The following is a 21,922-nucleotide window of genomic DNA, read 5'->3' on the forward strand; positions in this document are numbered from 1 at the left end:
AACCCGGAGGAGAGGGGCATCCCGGGGAGCGCACCGGGATGCCCCGCCTTCAGGGCCGTCGTCCCGGCCACGCCCCGCACGGGCGGAGCCGGGAGATCGGACCCAACGGGCGCCCGTCGCGGGCGTTCCGGCGCGAAGGAGAGGCTTCGCAGGATCGGGGGTTCCCGATTTCGGGTACGACCAACCGGTCCGGTGGGCGTCTTGCCCGAACCACCCCGCTAACGGCTCCAGGAATTTGCCAGGAGTCTACGCAGGGCGCGTCCTCCGGTCGTCGGACGGAGGCGGGAACCGGCAGATCGGCCTCGGGCAGAAGCGAGGACCCGGCAGGTCGGCCTCAGGCGGAGGCGGGAACGGGCCGGTCGGCCTCAGGCGGAGGTGAGGAACTGGGTGGCGGCGAGTTCGCGGTAGAGGTCGTCCTGGGTGAGCAGCTCGTCGTGGGTGCCGACGGCCCTGACCCGGCCCGCCTCCATCACCACGATCCGGTCGGCGCCGGTCACCGTGGAGAGCCGGTGGGCGATCACCAGCACGGTCGTCTCCCGCGCCACCTCCGCGATCACCTCGCGGAGCCGGAGCTCGTTGACCGCGTCGAGCTGGGAGGTCGCCTCGTCCAGCAGGAGCAGCCGGGGGCGGCGGAGCAGCGCCCGGGCGATGGCGACGCGCTGGCGCTCGCCGCCGGACAGCAGGACCCCGCGGTGGCCGACCTTGGTCTCCAGCCCTTCGGGGAGTCGGGCGACGAGGTCCTCCAGGCGGGTCAGCGCGAGTATCCGCCGCAGCTCGTCCTCGGCCACCTCCGGCGCGGCGAACAGGAGGTTCTCCCGGAGCGAGCCGTCCAGCACGGGCGCGTCCTGCTCCACGTAGCCGAGGGCGGCGCGCAGCTCGGCCAGCGGCCAGTGGCGGATGTCGCGGCCGTCGACCGCGACCGTCCCCGACTGCTGCTCGTAGAAGCGTTCCAGCAGGGCGAACACGGTGGACTTGCCCGCACCCGACGGGCCGACGAGCGCGGTCATGCCGCCGGCCGGGACGGTGAACGAGACGTCCTGGTGCACGACCGGCCGGTCGTCGCCGTAGCGGAAGACCACGGAGTCGAACACCACCCCGGCGGGGGCCGTGCCGGGTGCGGGGACCGCTCCGGCGGCCTCCTCGGCCGGGAGGTCCTCGATCTCCCGGATCCGCCTCACCGCCGCCAGGCCGCTCTGCACCTGGGTGAATCCCTGGACCAGCTGGCCGACCGGCGCGACCAGGAAGAACAGGTAGAGCAGGAAGGCGATCAGCGAGGAGACCTCCATGGCGCCGGAGGCGACCCGCGCCCCGCCGACGCCGAGCACGGCCACGAAGGCGAGCTGCGCGGAGACCCAGGCGGAGATGCCCACGATGGAGGACAACCAGGCGACGGCGACGCCCCGGTCCCGCGCCTCACGCGCCGCGTCGCCCACCGCGGCGATCTCCCGGTCCTCGGCGCCGCTGGCCTTGACCGTGCGGAACGCCTGGAGCACCCGGTCGAGCACCGCGCCCATCTCGCCCACCGCCTCCTGCGCCTGGACCGAGGCCCGCTGGATCCGCGGCATGACCACGCCCACGAGCCCGCCGGCCAGGACCAGGACCGCCAGCGTGACGGCGAGCAGGACCCCGTCCATGACGGCCATCATCACTATGGCGCCCACCAGCATGAACACGGAGCTGACCGACTCGACGACCCCGTCGGTGAACACCGCGCGGAGCAACGTGGTGTCGGAGGTCACCCGGGAGAGCAGGTCGCCCGGCTTGAGCCGGTCCACCTCGGAGACGCGCAACCGCAGCATGCGCCCCACCAGGCTCCGCCGGGCCGAGAACACGATGCCCTCACCCATGCGCTCCAGCACGTATCTGCCCAGCGCCCCGATGCCCGCGCCCAGGACCACGGCGACCGTCAAGGTGAGCACCGGCCCGGCCAGGGACTGGTCCCGGCCGAACGCGTCGACCACCCCCTTGGCCAGCAGCGGCATCGCCAGTCCGGCCAGTGAGCTGACGAGGCTGAGCACCCCGCCGAGCAGGAGCACGCGCCAGTACGGCCGGACGTAGCCGAGCAGCAGGCGCCACGACGACGTGCCGGCGGCCCGCGCCCCGGCCGCGGAACCGGACCCGGCCGCGGATCCGTGCTCGGGTTCGGGCTCGGTCACGTGCCCCGATGCGGTCGTGGTCACTTTCATCCCCTCCGGACGGACACGACCGTCCCCCGGTCGTCGTCCTTCCTGTCTACAGCTCACGCGTCCTCCTTGAGCACTTCGCCTGGTTTCGTAGACCAAAGTCGGCCTTGTCAACATAAGTTGACGAGGACGATGGCGTCAACTGTGGTTGACACCAAGGAGCGGGTCCCTCCCCCCGCGGAGTCAGCGGGGCCCGCGGACACGAATCGGCGAGTGGCGGGAACGGCGAGGAGCGCCGGACCGCCGCGGAGGGGGTGCGGCGGCCGGCGCTCCGGGGGCGCAGCCGTACGGGAGACCGGGTGGAAGTCAGGCGGGCGTGAGGACCAGGCAGGCGTTGCTGCCGCCGAAGCCGAAGGAGTTGGACAGCGCGGGGGCCGGCGGCACGGCGCGCGGGGCCCCGTGGACGAGGTCGATCAGGTCGGCGGCCGGGCCCGAGGTGAAGTTCGCGGTCGGCGGGACGAGGCACTCGCGGGCCGAGAGCAGGGCGATGACGGCCTCCAGCGCGCCCGCCCCGCCGACCAGGTGGCCGGTCACGCCCTTGGTCGAGGTCACCGGGGGCGTGCGGCCCCCCGGCCGGTCGGCGAAGCAGTCGCGCAGGGCCAGGGCCTCGGCGTCGTCGTTGTGCGGGGTGGAGGTCCCGTGCGCGTTGACGTGGCCGACGTCCGCCGGGGTCAGCCCGGCGTCGGCCAGGGCGGCGCGCATGCAGGCGGCCGTGACGGAGCCGTCGCGCAGCGGCGCGACGATGTGGCTGGCGTCGCAGTTGGCCGCGTAGCCGCTCACCTCACCGTAGACGCGTGCGCCCCGGGCCTCGGCGAGGTCGGCGCGCTCCAGGACCATGAAGGCCGCCCCCTCCCCCATGACGAAGCCGTCGCGTTCCGCGTCGAACGGGCGCGAGGCCTCCCCGGGCGCGTCCACCCGCGCCGACAACGCGCCTACCTTGGCGAACGCCTCCATGACCAGCGGGGACAACAACGCGTCCAGCCCTCCGGCGACGGCGGCGCCGACCGTTCCCGCGCGGATCGCGCGCAGCGCCTCGCCGATCGCGGTGGCACCGCTCGCGCAGGCCGTGTTGAAGGTCAGGCACGGGCCGCGGTAGCCGTACCGGATGGCGATGCGGGCGGCCGTGGAGCTGGACATCAGCGTCGGTACGGCGTGCACGGGCACCTTCTCCCGGCCGAGCGTGTGCCCCACGATGAGGTTCTCCAGCGTGGAGAACCCGCCGCCGCCGGTGCCGAGATAGACGCCGCAGCCCTCCGCGGGCACATCCCCCGCGTCGGTGACGGCGTCGATCGCGGCGGCCAGTCCGATGGCGGCGGTGCGGTCGAGGGTGCGCAGTTCCCGGCCGGTGAAGTAGTCGAGCGGTTCGAAGGGGGCCAGCGGGCAGCCGATGGGGACCGGCCCTCCGGCCAGGCCGGGGATCGGGACGGCGAGCGACTTGCCCGCGAGCACCGTGGTGAAGGCCTCGCCGGCGGTGTTGCCCGCCGGGCTCTTGACGCCGAGCCCGGTGACGACGACCCGTGTCCCCTCCCGCGCCCCCGCGCCGCCCGCCTCCTGTCCGCGCCTCACCTCGTCGCCAGGGCGCTGTGGAGGATGCCTGCCACATCCGCCACGGTCTTGGCTCCGGCGAAGTCCGCGGGTGCGAGCTGGATGCCCAGCCTCTCCTCGATGATGACGGCGATCTCGACCCATTCGAGGCTGTCGAGCTGATGATCGGCGATGGTGGCGCTGGGCTTCACCTGATCGCTCGGCACGCTGAGCACCTCGGCGATCGCCGACTGAACGACGGACGTGGCTGAATCGAGGCTTGTCATTCGCCCACCCTGGATAGATCGGTCCACTCGCGCCCCTGCAGTCCCACGGACTATGCCCTCCAGACACATGTTCTGTCTATGGCCTGGGTGCGCAATTAATCGGAGTTCCGCTCATTTTTCGATGATTCCGCCGGCCCGAAAGTCGCGCCATCCAACGGCGCTCCGGCGGCGAACAAGACGTCGAGGAATCCGGCCGGATCCTTCCTCTCCCATCCCGAGCCCGGTCACCCCCTGTGGCCGGCAGCCGAAAGGATGCACGACATGGAGCTCCGGATCAACCGGCGCACCCTGGTCGGCCTGGGCATCGCGGGAGCGCTCGCCGCCTCCTCGTTCACCCTGCTCAAGCCCGACACCGGCACGGCATCCTCGCACCGCGAGGCTCCGATGACCTCAGGAGACCCCCGCAACGACAACACCGACGTCTACGCCTTCACCAGTCCCGACAAGCCCGACACGGTGACGTTGATGGCGAACTTCATCCCCTTCGAGGAGCCGAACGGCGGTCCGAACTTCTACCAGTTCGACACCAATTCCCGATACAACATCAAGATCGATAGCAATGGTGACGCAAAGCCCGAAATCACCTATCAGTGGCGTTTCCAGAACGTCGACAGGCGCGGAAACACCACATTCCTCTACAACAACGGTCCCGTCACTTCGCTGAACGACGAGAACCTGCTGTTCAAGCAGCGCTACACGCTCACGAAGATCACTCCCAGCGGGTCGGAGACACTCGTCTCCAACGGGACCGTGGCTCCGAGCAACGTCGGCCGCGCGTCCATGCCCGACTACGGCACCCTGCGCTCTCAGGCCGTCGTCGGCCTCAAGGGCGGCGGCAAGGCGTTCGCCGGGCAGTCGGACGAGTCGTTCTTCCTCGATCTGCGCGTCTTCGACCTGCTGTACGGCGGTGACCTGTCCGAGGTCGGGCAGGACACGCTCAAGGGCTACAACGTCCACACGCTGGGCCTCCAGCTGCCCAAGGACGAGGTCGCGCTCAAGGGCGACTCCAGGCGCAACCCGGTCATCGGCGTCTGGTCCACCGTGGACAAGCGGGGCCCGAACGGCTTCGTCCAGGTCTCCCGCCTGGCGTCGCCGCTGGTCAACGAGCTCGTGATGCCGGCCGGGCTGAAGGACACCTTCAACTCGCTCAGCCCGGACAAGGACGCCGGCATCCCGGCGGTCGTCAACCGCGTCACCGACCCCGAGCTGGCCCGACTGCTGCAGTCCATCTACGGGATCAAGGCGCCCGCGACCCCGCGCAACGACCTGGTCCAGATCTTCCTGTCCGGCATCACCAAGGACAACGGCCCGATCAAGGCGGACCTCAACTCGCAGACCCTCAACAAGGACGCGGGCAAGCTGCGTCTGTCGGAGATGCTGCGGCTGAACATGTCCACCCCGGTCAGCAAGGACCCCAACCGCCTCGGCGTGATCGGCGGCGACCCGCAGGGCTACCCCAACGGCCGCCGTTTCATCGACGACACGGTCGACATCTCCCTGCAGGTGGTGGCGGGCGCGGCCCAGAGCGGCAAGCTCGTCGACGCGCTGGCCGCCGGGGACAAGGTGGACGCCAACGACAAGCGGACCGGCGGGACGTTCCCCTACATCCCGCTGCCCGGCAACGTCTCGGTCAACCAGAACTGACCCTGCGGGGGCGGGACCCGGACGGGTTCCGTCCCCGGTCAGGGCAGCCACTGCCCAGGGGAGCCACTGTCCAGGGAGCCACTGTCCAGGGAGCCACTGTGAAGACTTCCACCAAGGCGGGGATCGCCGTCCTGGCGCTGGCCGGGGCGCTCACCGCGGGGGCCGCGCTGCTCCCCGGCGAGCAGCCGCCGTCCCCCCCGGCGGTCGCCCTCGCCCGCGGGCCGGTCTCCGGCGTATCCGGCGAGGTCCCGGGCTCGGCCGCCTCGGTGCGGGAGACGATCGACGCGCTGACCGGCCGGCTGCGCCGCCTGCCCGGGGACGACCAGGCCTGGGCGAGCCTCGGCGCCGCCTACGTCCAGCAGGCGCGCATCACCGCCGACCCGTCCTCCTACCCGAAGGCCGAGCAGGCGCTGGCCCGCTCCATCGCGCTGAACCCGGGCAACTTCGCCGCGCTGACCGGCCAGGCCGCCCTCGCCGCCGGCCGTCACGACTTCACCGAGGCGGTACGGCTGGCGCGGCTGTCGGCCGAGGCCAATCCCCACGGTCCCGGCGCCCAGGCGGTGCTGGCCGACGCCTACACCCAGCTCGGCCGGTACGACGAGGCGGAGCGGGCGATCGACCGGATGATGGGGCTGCGGCCCGGCGTCGCGTCCTTCACCCGGGCCGCCTACGCCGCCGAGCTCCGGGGCGACCGCGCCGGGGCCCGCCGCATGCTGGAGCGCGCCCTCGGCGACGCCTTCTCCCCCGACGACATCGCCTACTGCCACTACGCCCTGGGCGAGCTCGCCCTGCACTCCGGCGACCTGGCCGGCGCGTCGGAGCAGTACCGCCTGGCGCTGCGGGCGACCCCCGGGTTCGCCCCGGCCCTGGCCGGCACCGCCCGGGCCGCCGCGTTCGGCGGCCGGACGGCCGAGGCCCTCGACCTGTACGCGACCGTGGTCGAACGGCTCCCGCTGCCCCAGTACGTGATCGAGTACGCCGAGGTGATCCGCGCCTCGGGCGGGGACCCGTCCGGCCAGTGGACGCTGCTGCGGGCGCAGCGGGACCTGATGACGGGCGCGGGGGTGCGGGACGACCTGACCTGGGCCGAGTACGAGGCGGACCACGGCTCCCCCGCCAAGGCCGTCTCGCACGCCCGGGCCGAGTACGCCCGCAACCCCAACCTGGTCGCCGCCGACGCCCTGGCCTGGGCGCTGCACCGGGACGGCCGCAGCGAGGAGGCTCTGCCGTACGCGCGGAAGGCCACCGCGACCGGCTGGCGCAACGCCCTCCTGCTGCACCACCGCGCCGAGATCGAGCGCGCCGTGGGCCTCACCGGGCGGGCCGGGAGGTCCGCCGCCGAGGCCCGCAGGGCCAATCCCGCCTTCTCTCCTCGCCTGCCCGCGCTGGCCAGGTTCTCCTGACCTTCCCGCTCCCGGTCCCGGGCAGGCGAGGTTCCCCCGGTCCCGTCCCCTGCTCCGTCCCCCGGCTCCCCGAACGACCCGAGGTTCGCATGATCTCCCGAACGACGCTCCGCCTGGCGGCCGCCTCGGCCGCCTCCGGCCTCGCGGCCCTGTGCGCGACGCTCGCGCTGACGGCCGCCCCCGCCCCCGCCTCTGCGTCCGCGCCCGCCCCGGTCATGGAGACCACCGGAGTCACCGGAGTCACCGCGCACCCGCTGGGCAGGTTCACCGTCAACCACTACAACGGCCTGAAGGTCACCCCGGACCGGGTGGAGAACCTCGCCGTCGTCGACAGCGCCGAGCTGCCCACCCTGCAGGCCAGAGCCGCGGTGGACACCGACCGGTCGGGGACGGTCTCACCGCGGGAGCGGTCGGCGTACGGCGCCGCCCGCTGCGGGGAACTGGCCGCCGCGCAGTGGCTGACCGTGGACGGGACGGCGGTCGCCTGGCGGGTCGCCTCCTCGGCGTTCGCCCACGAGCCGGGCGAGGGCGGGCTGGAGACCAGCCGCCTGACCTGCTCCCTGGCCGCGACCGTGACCGCGTCCGGGACGGTGGGGTTCGAGGACGGCTTCCTGCCCGACCGGCTGGGCTGGCGGGAGATCACCGCGGTCGCGGGCGGCGGGGTGCGGCTGGCCGAGTCCTCCGTACCCGGGACGAGCGTGAGCGGGGAACTCCGGAACTACCCCGACGACCTGCTGGCCGGCCCGCTCGACCAGCGTACGGCGCGGCTGGTCATCAGGCCCGGGACCGGGAATGGGACGGGCCCCGGGACCGGGAGCGGGACAGGGAACACGGCCGGGGGCGGATTCGGTGGTGACGCCGGCACGGGAACCGGCGCCGGAACCGGATCCGTCCCGGCCGTTTCCCCCCTGATCTCCGCAGGGCCGATCGGCGGCGCCCTCGCCCGGCTGGACCGCGCGTTCACCGGCCTGGTCGGCACCGGGTCGCTGACGGTCCCGCTCGGCCTGCTCGCGGTGGGCATCGCCGTGGTCCTCGGCGCCGGGCACGCGCTCATCCCCGGGCACGGCAAGACCATCATGGCGGCCTACCTGGCCGGACGGCGCGGCCGTCCGAGGGACGCCCTGGTCGTCGGCGCCACCGTGACCGCCACCCACACCCTGGGGGTCCTGGTGGTGGGCCTGCTGCTGAGCGCCTTCTCATTCCTCACCGGGGAGTCCGTGCTCGGCTGGCTCGGCGTGGCCAGCGGCCTGCTGATCACCGCCGTCGGCGCCCGGCTCCTGCGGACCGCCTGGCGCGCCCGCCGTACCGGAGAGACGCCCGGCCACGGCCACGGGCACGGGCACGGGCATATGTCCGTCCCTGCGGGGTCGCGGCGCGGGCTGGTGGGAATGGGGATCGCCGGCGGCCTGGTCCCGAGCCCTTCGGCGCTCGTCGTCCTGCTCGGCGCGATCGCGCTCGGGCGGACCTGGTTCGGGGTCGCGCTCGTCCTCGCCTACGGCCTGGGCATGGCGGCCACTCTCACGGCCACCGGTCTGCTCCTGGTCAAGCTCGCGGGGCGGCTCGACCGGTTCGCGGGCGCGGGCCACGGCCTCGTGGCCCGCGCGTCGGCCCTGGCCCCGGTCGGCACCGCCCTGGTCGTGGTCCTGCTGGGTCTCGGTCTCGCCCTGCGGGGTCTCACCGGCGCGGCGTGACCGCGGCCGTGTCCGGCCGCCGGGAGAATCCGCGCGCGCCGGGAGCCAGGGCCGCCGCCGCGGGGGCGAGGAAGCAGACCAGCGCGCAGGCGCCGAGCACGGCCGGCCACCCGAAGAGGTCCATCGCCGGGGCGATGAGCACGAGCCCGACCGGCGCGAGCCCGTAGGACAGCAGGAAGTCGAGCGAGGAGACCCGGGCCAGCAGGCCCGGGTCGACCTCGCGCTGCGTCGCGGTGAACCACGGGACGTTGAACAACTCGATCCCCAGGCCGGCGATGAGGTAGGCGCCCGCCACCACGAGCGGGTGCACCGGCAGCAGCAGGCTGAGCGGCGCGAAGCCGTAGCAGGCCAGCCCGGCGAGCGCGGCCCAGCCCTGGGCCCGGGGCCGCAGGCGCGCGATGATCAGAGCACCGGCCAGCGCGCCCGCGACGTAAGCGGTGGTGGCCCCGGCCAGGACCGCCTCGGTGCCGTACCGGTCCCGGCTCACCAGGGGAAGGGCGACGCCCGTGGCGGAGTAGCCGGTGGCGATGACGGCGGTGAGCGCGGCCAGGCCGGCCATGAACCAGGGGTGCCTGCGCGCCTCGCGCACGCCGTCGGCGAACTCGGTGAGGAACGAGGTCCGGGGACCGGCCGGGGCTGCCGGTCCTGCCGGGGAGTCCCCCGCCGGGGGAGCCGGGGGCAGCAGCGCCGCCGGCAGCCAGAGCAGCCCGGTGACCAGCAGCAGCGTCCTCGTGTCGAAGACCATGGCCAGCAGGGCGGTCAGCCCCGGCGCGACCAGGGTGGTGATCCGTACGGCGAGCGTCATCGCCGCGTTGGCCCGCTGCCTGCGCGAGGCGTCGACCACCTCGGCGGTGAGCGCCTGGAACGCGGGCCGGCAGGCCCCCTGCCCCGCCCCCACCACGGCGGCGGCCCCGCACATCAGCAGCGCGGACCGGCCCAGACCCGCGGCGATCAGCGGCGTGGCCAGCGCCGCGGCCAGCCCGGCCCACAGGACGACCACCCGGCGCGGGTGCCGGTCGGCCAGCACGCCGCCGACGGGGACGGCGGCGAGGAATCCGGCCGTGCGGGCGGCGAGCGCGAGGCCGAGGCCGGCGGGCGTGAGAGCCCGGTCGAGCACCGCGAGCCCGAGAACGAACGGCAGTGCCCAGGTGGCCAGGCCCGAGGCCGTGGCGGCCGTCCACAGTCGCAGGAACGCCGGGTCGCGCAGGACGGACCGGGGGCCGGATGGGGTGCCGGACGTCTCCGGCACCGGTGTCGTGGTCACGGGGTGCTGCTCCTCTGTATGGCTGCGGCCGTTCCCGCGTGATGCCGTTCCGGGACGCGGAGCCGGCGCGGGGTCACAGCCGTGGCTGGTCGTCGATCTCATGTAAGGTGCCAGGGCACGATAACGAAAACGGTTATCGATGCAAAAACAGCACAGGTTCCGTCGCACCATCCCCGGAGGCAGCCCATGTCCCCCCGCACCCGCCTCGGTGCCGCGTTCGTCCTGGCCTTGACGGTCACGGGTTGCGCGGCCCCCGCCGAGACCGTCCCGTCCTCCGGCCCGTCCTCCGGCGGCTCGCCCGCGCAGCAGGTGGTGACGGTGACGAGCTGCGGCCAGGAGCTCTCCTTCCAGCGGCCTCCGTCCCGGGCCGTCACCCTGGAGCAGTCGTCGACCGAGCTCCTGCTCGCCCTCGGCCTGCAGGATCGGATGGCCGGGACGTCCAACCTCAAGACGGAGATCCCGCCGCGGTACCGGGCGGCGTACGAGAGGATCCCGGTGCTCAACCCCAAGATCATCACCTCCGAGCAGCTCCGGGCCGCCACTCCCGACCTGGCCGTCTCCCCGTTCGCCTCCCTCTTCACCAAGGACCGGGCCGGCACCCGGGAGGAGCTCCACCGCGCGGGCCTGCCGACCTACGTGAGCGCGGTGGACTGCCCGGACCTGGCGGAGAACGGCCTGACCCCGTTCGACCTGCTGTTCCAGGACTACGAGAACCTGGGACGGATCTTCCGGGCCGAGGAGCGGGCCGCCGCGCTCATCGCGGAGCAGCGGGCCGCGGTCGAGGCGGCGGCGGCCTCCAGGAAGGAGGCGACCGGCAGGCCGTCGATCCTCTGGCTGTACTCGATGTTCAACGGCGTCCCGTACGTCGCGGGCGACGGGGGCATGCCCAGCGCGATGAGCGAGCTTCTCGGGGCCGAGAACGCCTTCGACGACGTCGACGAGCTGTGGCCGGAGGTGTCCTGGGAGGAGGTCGCCAGGAGGGACCCCGACGTCATCGTGATCGGCGACCTGTCGGAACGCGGCAGGCCCGGGGACTCCGCCGAGGAGAAGATCGCGATGATGCGGGAGAACCCGCTGGCGGCCGAGCTGACCGCGGTACGGGAGAACCGCCTCATCGAGGTCCCCGGGATCGAGATGGACCCGTCGGTGCGCACCGTCGACACCCTGCGGCTCGTCGCCGACGGACTGAGGCGGCTCGGCCGTGTCCGGTAGTCCGGCCGTGCGTTCCGGGGTCTCCGGGGTCTCCGGGGTCTCCGGGGTCTCCGGGGTCTCCGCGGCGGCGCTGTTCCTCCTCGGCGGCGCGGCCCTGGCCGGGTCCGCGGCCGTCTGCGTGCGCGTCGGCAGCGGCGACGTCGGTTACGCCGACCTCGCCGCCGCGCTGGGGCGGCGGCTGGGCCTGGCGGCCGAGCCGCTCCCGCCGCTGATCGACTCCCTCGTCTGGGACCTGCGGCTGCCGCGCGTCCTCCTCGCCGCGCTGGTCGGGGCGTCCCTGGCGGTCTGCGGAGCGGCGTTGCAGGCGGTGACCCGCAACTCCCTCGCCGACCCCTACCTGCTGGGCGTGTCCTCCGGCGCCTCGGCCGGCGCCGTGGCCGTGGCCGTGCTCAGCGTGGGCGCGGGATCGGTGGGTCTGGCCGGCGGGGCGTTCGCCGGCGCCCTCGTCTCGTTCGGTCTGCTGATGCTCCTGCTGCGCCGTACCGGCCTGGACTCCTCCCGGATCGTGCTGACGGGGGTGGTGGTGGGGCAGCTCTTCACCGCCCTCACCTCGCTGGTCCTGATGACCTCCGGGGACGCCGACACCACGCGGGCGATCACGCACTGGCTCCTCGGCTCGATGGCCTCGGCCCGCTGGGACGCGGTGGCCGCGTGCGCCGTCGCGGGCGCGGTGGGGGCAGTCGTGGTGCAGGCGTGCGCGCCCGCGCTCGACGGGTTCTCCTTCGGCGCGGACACCGCGGCCTCCCTGGGCGTCGACGTACGGGCGACGCGGCTGGTCCTGCTGGTCACCACCGCACTGCTGACCTCGACGGCCGTGGCCTCCGTGGGGGCCATCGGGTTCGTCGGCCTGATCGTCCCGCACGGCGTGCGGTTCCTGGTCGGCCCGCTCCACCGGGTCCTGCTGCCGTTCACGGCGCTGGTGGGCGCGATCTTCCTGATGTGGGCCGACACGCTGGCACGGGTCGCGTTCTCGCCCCAGGAGGTGCCGGTCGGGGTGTTCACCGCCCTGCTCGGCGTCCCGCTGTTCCTGCTCGTCCTGCGCCGGCGAGGTGAGCTGTGAGGATCACGGTGGAGAACCTGAGCTGGTCCGTCCCGGGCGGGGACATCGTCAGGAACGTCGATCTGGAGATCGGCTCCGGCGAGACCGTCGGCCTGATCGGCCCCAACGGCTCCGGCAAGTCGTCCCTGCTGCGCTGCGTCGCGGGCGTGAGAACGGCCTCGGCCGGGACCGTCCGGTACGACGGGCGGGACATCCGGGGCTGGAGCGCCCGCCGGATCGCCCGGCACACCGCCTTCGTGGAGCAGGCCACCGAGTCGGAGACCGATCTCCGGCTGGGCGACGTCGTCGCGCTGGGCCGGATGCCGTTCAGGAGCCGCTGGAGGGGGCCGGACCGCGCCGACCGGGCGATCGTCGACGCGGCGCTCGCCCGGCTCGGGCTCACCGGGCTGCGGACCCGGGGATGGAGGACGCTGTCGGGAGGGGAGCGCCAGCGCGCGCACATCGCGCGCGCCCTGGCCCAGCAGCCCCGGTGCATCCTGCTGGACGAGCCCACCAACCACCTGGACGTACGGCACCAGTACGAGCTGATGGACCTGCTGGCCGGGACGGAGCAGACCGTCCTCGTCGCGCTGCACGATCTGTCCCTGGCCGCCCGGTACTGCGACCGGCTCGTCCTGATGCACCGCGGCTCGCTCGTCGCGTCCGGCCCGCCCCGGGCCGTGCTCACCCCGGGCCGGCTGCGGGACGTCTTCGGGATCGACGCCGAGACGGGGCACGACGGCCTGGGCAACCTCACCGTCGCCTGCCGGGGGGTGGCGCGGGATCCGGCCTGAAGCGGCGGCTCCGGAGCTCAGCGGAGGCGGCGGCGGAGACCGTACTCGCGGCGCATCTCGGCCACGGCCTCCAGGATCTCGTCCTGGGTCTTGAGCAGTTTCGCCTCCGCCTCCTCGGTCCGCCCCTCGGCGGCCAGGCGGCGGTCCCCGATCCGGTGCCCCATCTGGCGCTTGGCCCGGGCCTTCAGCTCACGCAGATTAAATTTCTCCATGAGGCTCATCGGTTCCGTCCTTTCGTCAGGATGGAACATCATCTGCCCGAAAATAGACCTGTCATACACAGAATGTGACCAATGGGTCCCCACCCGGCCCCGGCAGCCGTCAGCCGAGCTCGGGCCGCATCAGTCGACCCCGGGAAGGTCAGTCGAGCTCGGGAACGTCGGAGTCGTACTCGGCGTCGCCCTCGTCGGCCCGGCGGAGCTTGATGTCCTCCACCCACGCGGTGGCGAACAGGCGGATCTCCCTGATCCGCTCCTCGTCCAGGCCGTAGGCCTCGAACTCCTCGTCGGCGATGAGATCGACGAACTCCAGGCGCATCACCAGCTCCGCGATGGAGAACTCCTCGTTGTGCAGGCGGGCGAGGCGTTCCAACTCGCGGAAGCCGTACAGCTCCGAGACCGCGGCGACGTCGATGACGTCGCGGGCGAGACTGCGCTCGTGCAGGGCCCGCATCTTGAGCCCGACGAGGTCGTCCAGCCCGATGACCGGCAGTTCCCCCACGGTCACGGACCCCTGCTGCAGGGCCTCCCGCAGCAGGCCGAGTTCGCAGCGCTGCCCGGTCACCGGCTCGGTGACGATCAGGCGGCCCAGGCGGGGCGTCACCTCCCGCACGGCGGCCTCCAGCCCGGCCCGCCGGAAGGTCTCGGCCAGCCCGTCCGCGACCTGCGGCAGCGGCGTCTCGGCCGCCGTCGCGAAGTCGAGGTCCTCACTCGGCCGATCGGTCAGACCGTGCATCCTCATGGCGTGGCCGCCCGCCAGCGCCAGCCCGAATCGCTCGCAGACCGGCAGCGCGATCTGCAGAACTCGCTCTTGGAACGGGGGGAAGTCCGTCACACCCCAAGTATGCCCACCAGGCCTGGATATATCAGGGACGCATAGATCGCTACTGACGGGAGCGCAACCGGGTGGAGGGCAGGTCGTGGCGGCCGGAGACGAACTCCTGGAAGGCGATCTTGGCTTGGATCACCGGACGGCGCCAGCGCTTCTCCCTGCGTACGGCGCGGACCATCTTGCCGGGCCGGGGACGGCGGGAGCCGGGGGCGAAGAACCAGTGGGCCCAGGGTGAACCCGGGCGGGCCAGCCGGATCGCCCCGGGGATCAGCAGGACCGGGACGAAAAGGCCGACCAGCCCGGTCCAGATCTTGCCCTTGAGCAGGGTGACGACCGCGAGCAGCAGGTTGGCCACGATCAGGCCGACCGTCAGCCAGGTGCCCTCCGCGGTGCCGTCGGAGTCCTCCCAGCCCAGCGGGCGCAGGCCGAGCAGGAGCAGGCCGGTGACCGCGATCGCGACGAACACCGCGTCGACCGAGGTGCGGCCCTCCTCCTCCCAGTAGACGTCGTGCAGGTGCAGGATCAGCGCGAACTCGTCGAGGACCAGCGCCGCGCCGACGCCGAAGACGGCGGCCGTCACGGCGTACCAGGTCTGCGAGACACCCGAGACCAGCAGGCCCGCCACCCCGGCGAGCAGGAGCAGCACCACGCCGAACACCACGTGGTGGATGTGCATCTCACCGATGTTGACGTTGCGGAACCAGCCGATCCTGGCGCGGATGAGCCGGACGTTGATGCGGGTGAAGACGAAGGCGAGGATCAGCGCGACGAAGAAGCAGAACAGCGGTAGCCGTCCCGTCTCCATGATGCGCTGCTGAAACCATTCCCCCATGTCCGTCGAGACTATGCGAGGAACCCCGGTGATCGGGTGGCATGCGGGGGCGCACGCCCGGATGGCGCGCGGAAAGCCCTCACCCGCGTGGCGCCCCGTGGCCGGCCTCCGTGGTCAGTACGGCCGGGCGGGACGGCTGGGCGAGGAAGCCGCGCAGGAGCGCGGCCGTGCCCTCCAGGTGCTCGGCCACCGCGCGGGCGGCGGCGTCGGGGTCGCCGGCCAGGACCGCGGCCACGATCGCCTCGTGCTGCGCGGCGGCGTGCTCGATGTTGCGCTGCAGGATCGGAATGGCGTTGAGCAGGTCGGTGACCCGGAGCCGGGCGTCGGCGCAGGCGGTGGCCAGCAGGGGCGAGCCGGTCAGCTCGGCGATGCACAGGTGGAAGGCGGTGTCCAGGCGGCGGTAGTCGTCCGGGCCCGCGGCGTTCACCTCCGCCAGGCGGCGGCGGAGCTCGCCGCGCCGCTCCTCGCCCAGCTCTCCGGCCAGCGCGGTGGCGGCCAGCACCCGGGCCGCGCCGCACTCGACGGCCATCCGGAAGGTGAGGGCGTCGGTCAGCTCGCCGGTGCCCATGTCGGCCACGGCCCTGCGCAGATCCTCGCTGCCCGGCTCCGGCGGGGCGTAGGTGACGAACGCGCCGCCGTACCTGCCGCGCCGTACGTCGAGGTAGCCCGCCTCCTGCAGGGCGCGGATCGCCTCGCGCAGGGTGACGCGGCTGATGCCCAGCCGCGCGGCGAGCTCGCGCTCGGGCGGCAGCTTCTCGCCGACGATCCCGAGCTTGATGGCCTGGAGCAGCCGTTCCACGGTCTCCTCGAAGGCGTTGCCCGCCCGCACCGGCCGCAGCACGGTCGTCAGTCGCGGCGACTCGCCCAATTTCCCCTCCGCTATTGACATGCCGACCTTCGTGCACATCAATGGTCTGACATTAGCCCAATAACACTCCGGCGAGGAGGGCGCGTGGACCTCAGCGAGCTTCGGGACGAGGTGGCGGCGGGGCGGATCGACACGGTGCTGCTGGCGGTCGCCGACATGCAGGGGCGGCTCCAGGGCAAGCGGCTGGCGGCCCGTTACTTCCTGGAGGAGGTGGCCGAGCACGCCGCGGAGGGCTGCAGCTACCTGCTCGCGGTGGACGTGGACATGAACACGGTGGCCGGCTACGCCATGTCGTCGTGGGATCAGGGGTACGGAGACTTCGTGATGCGGCCCGACCTGTCCACCCTGCGCAGAGTGCCCTGGCAGGAAGGTACGGCCATGCTCATGGCCGACCTGGTGTGGGAGGACGGCACGGACGTGGCCGTCTCGCCCCGGCAGGTCCTGCTCGGGCAGCTCGCCCGGCTGCGGGAGCGGGGCTGGCGGGCGTTCGTCGGCACCGAGCTGGAGTTCGTCGTCTACAACGACACCTACGAGGACGCCTGGCGCCGGGCCTACCGGGATCTCACCCCGGCCAACCTCTACAACGTCGACTACTCCCTGCTCGGCACCGCCCGGGTCGAGCCGCTGCTGCGCCGCATCCGGCTCGGCATGGAAGGCGCCGGGATGTACGTCGAGTCGGCCAAGGGCGAGTGCAACCTCGGCCAGCACGAGATCGCCTTCCGCTTCACCGAGGCGCTGGCCACCTGCGACAACCACGCCGTCTACAAGAACGGCGCCAAGGAGATCGCCGCCCAGGAGGGCATGTCGCTCACCTTCATGGCCAAGCCGAACCAACGGGAGGGCAACTCCTGCCACATCCACCTGTCCCTGCGGACCCCGGAGGGTGAGCCGGTCATGGCCGGGGACGGCCCGCACGGGCTCTCCGAGACCGGGCGGCGCTTCATCGCCGGGCAGCTGGCCGGCCTGCGCGAGCTGACCCTGATGAACGCCCCGAACGTCAACTCCTACAAGCGGTACGTGCCGGGCAGCTTCGCCCCCACCGCGGTCAAGTGGGGCGTGGACAACCGGACCTGCGCGATGCGCCTGGTCGGGCACGGGCCGTCGCTGCGGATCGAGAACCGGGTGCCCGGCGGCGACGTCAACCCCTACCTCGCGGTCGCGGCGATGATCGCCGCCGGGCTGCACGGCGTCGAGAGCGGGCTGGAGCTTCCGGAGGCGTGCACCGGCAACGCCTACGACTCGGGCGCGGACACCGTCCCGCACACCCTGCGCGACGCGCTGGAGCTGTGGGAGGGCTCGGAGATCGCCCAGGCGGCCTTCGGCGAGGACGTCGTGGCGCACTACGCCAACAACGCCCGGGTCGAGCTGACCGCCTTCGAGGCGGCGGTCACCGACTGGGAGCTGTTCCGGGGATTCGAACGGATGTGAGCATGAAGATCATCAATCCGGCGACCGAGGAGGTCGTCGCCGAGGTGGAGCTCGCCGGCGCCGACGAGGTGGACCGCGCGGTGGAGCGGGCCAGGGTCGCGTTCCCCGCCTGGCGCGCCGTCGCCCCGGGCGACCGCGCCCGGCTGCTGCGCCGGTTCGCGGCGCTGGTGGACGCCCACGCCGGCGAGCTGGCCGCCCTGGAGGTCGCGGGCGCCGGGCACACGATCGGCAACGCCCGCTGGGAGGCGGGCAACGTCCGCGACGTGCTGGACTTCTACGCCGGCGCGCCGGAGCGCAACCACGGCAAGCAGATCCCGGTGCCCGGCGGGCTGGACGTGACGTTCGCCGAGCCTCTGGGCGTGGTCGGGGTGATCGTGCCGTGGAACTTCCCGATGGTCATCATGACCTGGGGGGTCGCCCCGGCGCTGGCGGCGGGCAACACGGTGGTCGTCAAGCCCGCCGAGCAGACGCCGCTGACCGCGCTGCGCCTGGCCGAGCTGGCCCTTTCGGCGGGCCTGCCCGAAGGGGTGCTCCAGGTGGTCCCGGGCGAGGGTGAGACGGCGGGCGCCCGGCTGGTGGAACACCCGGACGTGGCGAAGATCGTGTTCACCGGCTCGACCGAGGTCGGCAAGCGGATCGCCGCGACGTGCGCCGGGCAGGTCAAGCGGCTCACGCTGGAGCTGGGCGGCAAGAGCGCCAACATCGTCTTCGCCGACGCCGACATCGCCAGGGCCGCCGCCACCGCGCCCTACGCGGTCTTCGACAACGCGGGCCAGGACTGCTGCGCGCGCTCGCGGGTGCTGGTGGAGCGTTCCGTCTACGACGAGTTCATGGAGCGGCTCTCGGCGGCGGTGCTCGGCGTGCGGGTCGGCGACCCGCTCGACGAGTCCGTCGAGATGGGCCCGCTGATCAGCGCCGCGCACCGGGACCGGGTGGCCTCCTTCGTCACCGGCACGCCGCACCTGCAGGGTTCGTGCCCGTCCGGGCCGGGCTTCTGGTTCCCGGCGACGGTGCTCACCCCGGAGGTGACCGACCCGGCCTTCACCGAGGAGATCTTCGGGCCGGTGGTGTCGGTGGCGCCGTTCGACGGGGAGGCGGAGGCCGTACGGATCGCCAACGACACCCGCTACGGCCTGAGCGGGTCGATCTGGACCCGCGACGTCGGGCGGGCGCTGCGGGTGGCGCGGGCCGTCGAGGCGGGCAACCTGAGCGTGAACTCCCACTCGTCGGTGCGTTACTGGACCCCGTTCGGCGGGTTCAAGCAGTCGGGCCTCGGCCGCGAGCTGGGCCCCGACGCGCTGGCCGCGTTCACCGAGACCAAGAACGTCTTCATTTCGGAGGAGTGAGGGGCTATGCAGCGTCTGCAGGACCGGGTTGCCGTGATCACCGGCGCGGGCAGCGGGATCGGCCTGGCCACCGCGCACCGCTTCGCCCAGGAGGGCGCCCGGGTGGTGTGCGCGGACATCGACGAGACGGCCGGGGCCAAGGCCGCCGCCGAGGTGGGCGGGCTGTTCGTGAGGGCGGACGTCACCAGCGAGGACGACGTCGCCCGGATGTACCGGACGGCGTTCGACACCTACGGCAGCGTGGACGTCGCCTTCAACAACGCGGGCATCTCCCCGCCGGACGACGACTCGATCCTGGAGACCGGCATCGACGCCTGGCGCCGGGTCCAGGAGGTCAACCTGACCAGCGTCTACCTGTGCTGCAAGCACGTGATCCCGTACATGCAGCGGCAGGGCAAGGGGTCGATCGTCAACACGGCGTCGTTCGTGGCGGTGATGGGCTCGGCGACCTCCCAGATCTCCTACACCGCCTCCAAGGGCGGGGTGCTGGCGATGTCGCGGGAGCTGGGCGTGCAGTTCGCCCGGGAGGGCATCCGGGTCAACGCGCTGTGCCCGGGGCCGGTGAACACGCCGCTGCTGCAGGAGCTGTTCGCCAAGGACCCCGAGCGGGCCCAGCGCCGCCTGGTGCACATCCCGATCGGCCGCTTCGCCGAGGCCTCCGAGATCGCCGCCGCGGTGGCGTTCCTGGCCTCCGACGACGCCAGTTTCATCACCGGCTCGGAGTTCCTGGTGGACGGCGGCATCTCCGGCGCCTACGTCACCCCGCTGTAGAACCCCGCAGGCCTGGAGGAGCCGGCATGTCCCGTCCCGTCATCGGCGTCACCTGCTACGTCGAGCCGGCGCGTTTCACCGTCTGGGAGACGACGGCGGCGCTGCTGCCGTACGGCTACGTCGAGCACGTGGTCCGCGCGGGCGGGCAGCCGGTGATCCTGCCCCCGGCGGGCGACCCGGCCGGCCTGGTCGGGCGCCTGGACGGGCTGATCGTGGCCGGGGGCGGCGACATCGATCCGGCGCGGTACGGCGAGCCGCCCCACGAGCGGACCGGCTACGTCCGGGGATTCCGTGACGACGCGGAGCTGGGGCTGGTCCGCGCCGCCCTCGACGCGGGCCTGCCCTTCCTCGGCGTCTGCCGGGGCCTGCAGGTCCTCAACACCGTCCTGGGCGGCACCCTGCACCAGCACGTGCCCGACGTGGTGGGGCACGGCGACCACGCCCCCGCCCCGGGCCGCTTCGGCCGCATGCCGGTACGGCTCACGCCCGGCAGCCGGGTGGCCGGGATCCTCGGCGCCGGGACCGCGGACGTGGCCCACTACCACCACCAGGCGATCGCCCGGCCGGGCGAGGGCCTGACCGTGACCGCCCGCGCCGAGGACGGCACGGCCGAGGCCGCGGAGCTGGCGGGCCACCCCTTCGCCCTGGGGGTGCAGTGGCACCCGGAGGCCGACGACGAGTGCGCCCTGTTCGCCGCGCTGGTCGACCACGTCCGCCGCTGACCCCGGCCCCGCCGGGACACGGGCGGGCCACCCGCCGGAGGGATTTCGCTCAGCGGGTCCGGGCCGTTAGGCTGGCTGCGACACCGATGAACCCCGCGCGGGAGAGCGTCCTGACACCCAGCCCAGGACCCCTGAAGGAGCAAGCCCTCCCCGCGAACCTCTCAAGGCAAAGGACCGTGCGGGTAGGTGCCCTCTGGAAAGCAGGCCCCTGAGGCCTCGCCGAAGGTGAAAGTCCGGGTAAAAACCGGGCGAAGCTCTCAGGCAACCATGACAGAGGGGGAGGATGCTCTCATCCGACCCTTGTCTGAGGTGCGAACATGTCCCGACCCACACCCCTGCGCGGCGTCCATGAGACCCTCGGCGCGACGCTGACCGACTTCGCGGGCTGGCTGATGCCGCTGCGCTACGGCAGCGAGTCCGCCGAGCACAACGCGGTCCGCCAGGCGGCGGGCCTGTTCGACCTGTCCCACATGGGGGAGATCTTCGTGACCGGCCCGCAGGCCGCCGAGGCTCTCGACTACGCGCTCGTCGGCCACATCTCCGCGCTGGAGCCGGGCCGCGCCCGCTACACGATGATCGTGAACGCCGAGGGCGGCGTGCTGGACGACCTGATCGTCTACCGCCTCGCGCCCGAGGAGTTCATGGTCGTCGCCAACGCCTCCAACTACCCCATGGTCGCCGCCCGGCTCACCGAGCGCGCCGAGGCGTTCGACGCGGCCGTGGACGACCGCTCGGACCGGTACGCGCTGATCGCGGTCCAGGGCCCGCGCTCGCAGGAGATCCTCGCCACGCTCACCGACGCCGACCTCGACGGCCTGAGGTACTACGCGGGACTGCCCGCCACCGTCGCCGGGCGCCCGGCGCTCGTCGCCCGCACCGGCTACACCGGCGAGGACGGCTTCGAACTGTTCGTCGGATGCGACGACGCCGAGCCGCTGTGGGCCGCGCTCACCGCGGCGGGCGAGCCGTACGGCCTGCGCCCCGCCGGGCTGTCGGCGCGCGACACGCTCCGCCTGGAGGCCGGCATGCCGCTCTACGGCAACGAGCTGTCGGCGGCCCTGACCCCGTTCGACGCGGGACTGGGCCGTGTGGTGAGGTTTGACAAACCGGGCGACTTCGTCGGCCGGGCCGCCCTGGAGCCGCTCAAGGACGTCCCGCCGTCCCGCCGTCTGGTGGGCCTGGTCGCGACCGGGCGCCGGGTGCCCCGGCACGGCTACCCGGTGGTGGTCGCGGGCGACGGCGCGGTCGTCGGCGAGGTCACCAGCGGGGCGCCTTCCCAGTCGCTGGGTAAGCCCATCGCGATGGCGTATGTGGACACTGGCCTGACCGGAGGTCTGGCCGTGGACATCCGGGGTAGCCACGAGCCGGTCGAGGTCGTCGACCTGCCTTTCTATCGGAGGAAGAAATGACCAGCATCCCTGACGAGCTGCACTACACCAAGGAGCACGAGTGGGTGGCGGGCGTCGACGACGGCCTGACCCTCACCGTGGGCATCACGGCCTACGCCGCCGACGCGCTCGGTGACGTGGTCTACGTGCAGCTCCCCGAGGTCGGCACGGCGATCGCCGCCGGCGACTCGGTCGGCGAGGTCGAGTCGACCAAGTCGGTGAGCGACATCTACGCGCCCGTCGGCGGTGAGGTCGTCGAGGTCAACGCGGCCGTCGTGGACGACCCGTCGCTGGTCAACGGCGACCCGTACGGCGAGGGCTGGTTGTTCCGCGTCCGCCTGGAGGGCGACGCCGACGACCTGCTCTCCCCCGAGGAGTACGCCGCGCTCACCTCCGGCGAGTCCTGATATTTCCCCTCTTGTGCCGTGACCGTGCGGGCCGCCATCCGGCACGCACGGCCACGGCGACCTAAGGAC

General features: G+C 73.0%; 20 protein-coding genes and 2 riboswitches. Of the genes, 12 read left to right on the top strand and 8 right to left on the bottom strand.

Going from position 1 to position 21,922, the window contains the following annotated elements; translation table 11 throughout:
- Positions 1 to 365: 365 nt before the first annotated feature.
- The 3 genes from IEZ08_RS08845 to IEZ08_RS39410 all read right to left on the bottom strand — a co-directional run bounded on the left by IEZ08_RS08845 (position 366) and on the right by IEZ08_RS39410 (position 3,994).
- Entirely contained in the window at positions 366 to 2,186 is a 1,821-nt protein-coding gene (locus tag IEZ08_RS08845; protein ID WP_084779634.1) for an ABC transporter ATP-binding protein, read from the bottom strand.
- Positions 2,187 to 2,489: 303 nt separating this feature from the next.
- The gene (locus tag IEZ08_RS08850) at positions 2,490 to 3,749 is read right to left on the bottom strand and encodes a beta-ketoacyl-[acyl-carrier-protein] synthase family protein (protein ID WP_229802998.1); all 1,260 of its coding nucleotides are present in this window, start codon (positions 3,747 to 3,749) and stop codon (positions 2,490 to 2,492) included.
- Entirely contained in the window at positions 3,746 to 3,994 is a 249-nt protein-coding gene (locus IEZ08_RS39410; protein ID WP_229802999.1) for an acyl carrier protein, read from the bottom strand. Before IEZ08_RS39410 ends, IEZ08_RS08850 begins: the two co-directional genes overlap by 4 nt.
- A gap of 261 nt (positions 3,995 to 4,255) precedes the next feature.
- On the opposite strand from IEZ08_RS39410, the gene IEZ08_RS08855 reads away from it, so the two are divergent.
- The 3 genes from IEZ08_RS08855 (at position 4,256) to IEZ08_RS08865 (ending at position 8,732) form a co-directional block, all read left to right on the top strand.
- Positions 4,256 to 5,638, top strand: a complete 1,383-nt coding sequence (locus IEZ08_RS08855; RefSeq protein ID WP_203863305.1) for a DUF4331 domain-containing protein — start codon at positions 4,256 to 4,258, stop codon at positions 5,636 to 5,638.
- A 98-nt stretch (positions 5,639 to 5,736) separates the two neighbouring features.
- On the top strand, positions 5,737 to 7,041 hold the full coding sequence (locus tag IEZ08_RS08860; protein WP_189241981.1) for a tetratricopeptide repeat protein: 1,305 nt from the start codon (positions 5,737 to 5,739) through the stop codon (positions 7,039 to 7,041).
- Between the two features lie 89 nt (positions 7,042 to 7,130).
- Complete coding sequence (locus tag IEZ08_RS08865) at positions 7,131 to 8,732, top strand: nickel/cobalt transporter (protein WP_203863304.1); 1,602 nt, start codon at positions 7,131 to 7,133, stop codon at positions 8,730 to 8,732.
- Here IEZ08_RS08865 and IEZ08_RS08870 read toward each other — a convergent pair.
- Complete coding sequence (locus IEZ08_RS08870) at positions 8,716 to 9,996, bottom strand: MFS transporter (RefSeq protein ID WP_229803000.1); 1,281 nt, start codon at positions 9,994 to 9,996, stop codon at positions 8,716 to 8,718. The genes IEZ08_RS08865 and IEZ08_RS08870 overlap by 17 nt on opposite strands.
- Positions 9,997 to 10,182: 186 nt before the next feature.
- On the opposite strand from IEZ08_RS08870, the gene IEZ08_RS08875 reads away from it, so the two are divergent.
- The 3 genes from IEZ08_RS08875 to IEZ08_RS08885 are packed head-to-tail and all read left to right on the top strand — an operon-like array spanning position 10,183 to position 13,041.
- On the top strand, positions 10,183 to 11,208 hold the full coding sequence (locus tag IEZ08_RS08875) for an ABC transporter substrate-binding protein (RefSeq protein WP_189241983.1): 1,026 nt from the start codon (positions 10,183 to 10,185) through the stop codon (positions 11,206 to 11,208).
- A gap of 7 nt (positions 11,209 to 11,215) precedes the next feature.
- Positions 11,216 to 12,268 (top strand): FecCD family ABC transporter permease, encoded by a 1,053-nt coding sequence (locus IEZ08_RS08880; RefSeq protein ID WP_229803001.1) that lies wholly within the window; start codon positions 11,216 to 11,218, stop codon positions 12,266 to 12,268.
- Positions 12,265 to 13,041, top strand: coding sequence for an ABC transporter ATP-binding protein (locus tag IEZ08_RS08885; RefSeq protein WP_068921722.1), 777 nt, complete (start codon positions 12,265 to 12,267; stop codon positions 13,039 to 13,041). Before IEZ08_RS08880 ends, IEZ08_RS08885 begins: the two co-directional genes overlap by 4 nt.
- Positions 13,042 to 13,058: 17 nt before the next feature.
- Here the strand turns inward: IEZ08_RS08885 and IEZ08_RS08890 are convergent, their stop codons facing one another.
- The 4 genes from IEZ08_RS08890 to IEZ08_RS08905 form a co-directional block, all read right to left on the bottom strand.
- Positions 13,059 to 13,262 (bottom strand): hypothetical protein, encoded by a 204-nt coding sequence (locus tag IEZ08_RS08890; protein WP_068921721.1) that lies wholly within the window; start codon positions 13,260 to 13,262, stop codon positions 13,059 to 13,061.
- A 139-nt stretch (positions 13,263 to 13,401) separates the two neighbouring features.
- Positions 13,402 to 14,094: a nucleotidyl transferase AbiEii/AbiGii toxin family protein gene (locus tag IEZ08_RS08895; protein WP_068921720.1), complete on the bottom strand. Its 693-nt coding sequence runs from the start codon at positions 14,092 to 14,094 to the stop codon at positions 13,402 to 13,404.
- A gap of 49 nt (positions 14,095 to 14,143) precedes the next feature.
- Entirely contained in the window at positions 14,144 to 14,923 is a 780-nt protein-coding gene (locus IEZ08_RS08900; RefSeq protein WP_068921719.1) for a hypothetical protein, read from the bottom strand.
- Between the two features lie 79 nt (positions 14,924 to 15,002).
- Positions 15,003 to 15,812 (bottom strand): FadR/GntR family transcriptional regulator, encoded by an 810-nt coding sequence (locus tag IEZ08_RS08905; RefSeq protein ID WP_068928445.1) that lies wholly within the window; start codon positions 15,810 to 15,812, stop codon positions 15,003 to 15,005.
- Between the two features lie 63 nt (positions 15,813 to 15,875).
- On the opposite strand from IEZ08_RS08905, the gene IEZ08_RS08910 reads away from it, so the two are divergent.
- The 6 genes from IEZ08_RS08910 (at position 15,876) to gcvH (ending at position 21,853) form a co-directional block, all read left to right on the top strand.
- Positions 15,876 to 17,219, top strand: coding sequence for a glutamine synthetase family protein (locus IEZ08_RS08910; protein WP_229803002.1), 1,344 nt, complete (start codon positions 15,876 to 15,878; stop codon positions 17,217 to 17,219).
- Between the two features lie 2 nt (positions 17,220 to 17,221).
- Positions 17,222 to 18,565, top strand: a complete 1,344-nt coding sequence (locus tag IEZ08_RS08915) for an aldehyde dehydrogenase family protein (RefSeq protein ID WP_068921717.1) — start codon at positions 17,222 to 17,224, stop codon at positions 18,563 to 18,565.
- A 6-nt stretch (positions 18,566 to 18,571) separates the two neighbouring features.
- Positions 18,572 to 19,336 (top strand): 3-oxoacyl-ACP reductase, encoded by a 765-nt coding sequence (locus IEZ08_RS08920; protein ID WP_068921716.1) that lies wholly within the window; start codon positions 18,572 to 18,574, stop codon positions 19,334 to 19,336.
- Positions 19,337 to 19,362: 26 nt separating this feature from the next.
- Positions 19,363 to 20,058, top strand: a complete 696-nt coding sequence (locus tag IEZ08_RS08925; RefSeq protein ID WP_068921715.1) for a gamma-glutamyl-gamma-aminobutyrate hydrolase family protein — start codon at positions 19,363 to 19,365, stop codon at positions 20,056 to 20,058.
- 88 nt (positions 20,059 to 20,146) lie between these two features.
- Positions 20,147 to 20,245, top strand: a riboswitch (glycine riboswitch).
- A riboswitch (glycine riboswitch) is annotated at positions 20,246 to 20,342 on the top strand.
- A 33-nt stretch (positions 20,343 to 20,375) separates the two neighbouring features.
- The gene (gcvT, locus tag IEZ08_RS08930; RefSeq protein WP_068921714.1) at positions 20,376 to 21,467 is read left to right on the top strand and encodes a glycine cleavage system aminomethyltransferase GcvT; all 1,092 of its coding nucleotides are present in this window, start codon (positions 20,376 to 20,378) and stop codon (positions 21,465 to 21,467) included.
- A complete protein-coding gene (gcvH, locus tag IEZ08_RS08935; protein ID WP_068921713.1) occupies positions 21,464 to 21,853 on the top strand; it encodes a glycine cleavage system protein GcvH in 390 nt (129 codons plus the stop codon). The genes gcvT and gcvH overlap by 4 nt, the downstream gene beginning before the upstream one ends.
- Positions 21,854 to 21,922 lie beyond the last annotated feature (69 nt).

Origin of the sequence: Planobispora rosea (assembly GCF_014648175.1) — a bacterium.
Lineage (GTDB): Bacteria > Actinomycetota > Actinomycetes > Streptosporangiales > Streptosporangiaceae > Planobispora > Planobispora rosea.

Excerpts from the sequence above, each read along its gene's own strand:
- IEZ08_RS08845 (WP_084779634.1), bottom strand. The coding sequence starts at position 2,186 with ATGAAAGTGACCACGACCGCATCGGGGCACGTGACCGAGCCCGAACCC.
- IEZ08_RS39410 (WP_229802999.1), bottom strand. The coding sequence starts at position 3,994 with ATGACAAGCCTCGATTCAGCCACGTCCGTCGTTCAGTCGGCGATCGCC.
- IEZ08_RS08855 (WP_203863305.1), top strand. The coding sequence starts at position 4,256 with ATGGAGCTCCGGATCAACCGGCGCACCCTGGTCGGCCTGGGCATCGCG.
- IEZ08_RS08865 (WP_203863304.1), top strand. The coding sequence starts at position 7,131 with ATGATCTCCCGAACGACGCTCCGCCTGGCGGCCGCCTCGGCCGCCTCC.
- IEZ08_RS08875 (WP_189241983.1), top strand. The coding sequence starts at position 10,183 with ATGTCCCCCCGCACCCGCCTCGGTGCCGCGTTCGTCCTGGCCTTGACG.
- IEZ08_RS08890 (WP_068921721.1), bottom strand. The coding sequence starts at position 13,262 with ATGAGCCTCATGGAGAAATTTAATCTGCGTGAGCTGAAGGCCCGGGCC.
- IEZ08_RS08900 (WP_068921719.1), bottom strand. The coding sequence starts at position 14,923 with ATGGGGGAATGGTTTCAGCAGCGCATCATGGAGACGGGACGGCTACCG.
- IEZ08_RS08905 (WP_068928445.1), bottom strand. The coding sequence starts at position 15,812 with ATGTCAATAGCGGAGGGGAAATTGGGCGAGTCGCCGCGACTGACGACC.
- IEZ08_RS08915 (WP_068921717.1), top strand. The coding sequence starts at position 17,222 with ATGAAGATCATCAATCCGGCGACCGAGGAGGTCGTCGCCGAGGTGGAG.
- IEZ08_RS08920 (WP_068921716.1), top strand. The coding sequence starts at position 18,572 with ATGCAGCGTCTGCAGGACCGGGTTGCCGTGATCACCGGCGCGGGCAGC.
- IEZ08_RS08925 (WP_068921715.1), top strand. The coding sequence starts at position 19,363 with ATGTCCCGTCCCGTCATCGGCGTCACCTGCTACGTCGAGCCGGCGCGT.
- gcvT (WP_068921714.1), top strand. The coding sequence starts at position 20,376 with ATGTCCCGACCCACACCCCTGCGCGGCGTCCATGAGACCCTCGGCGCG.
- gcvH (WP_068921713.1), top strand. The coding sequence starts at position 21,464 with ATGACCAGCATCCCTGACGAGCTGCACTACACCAAGGAGCACGAGTGG.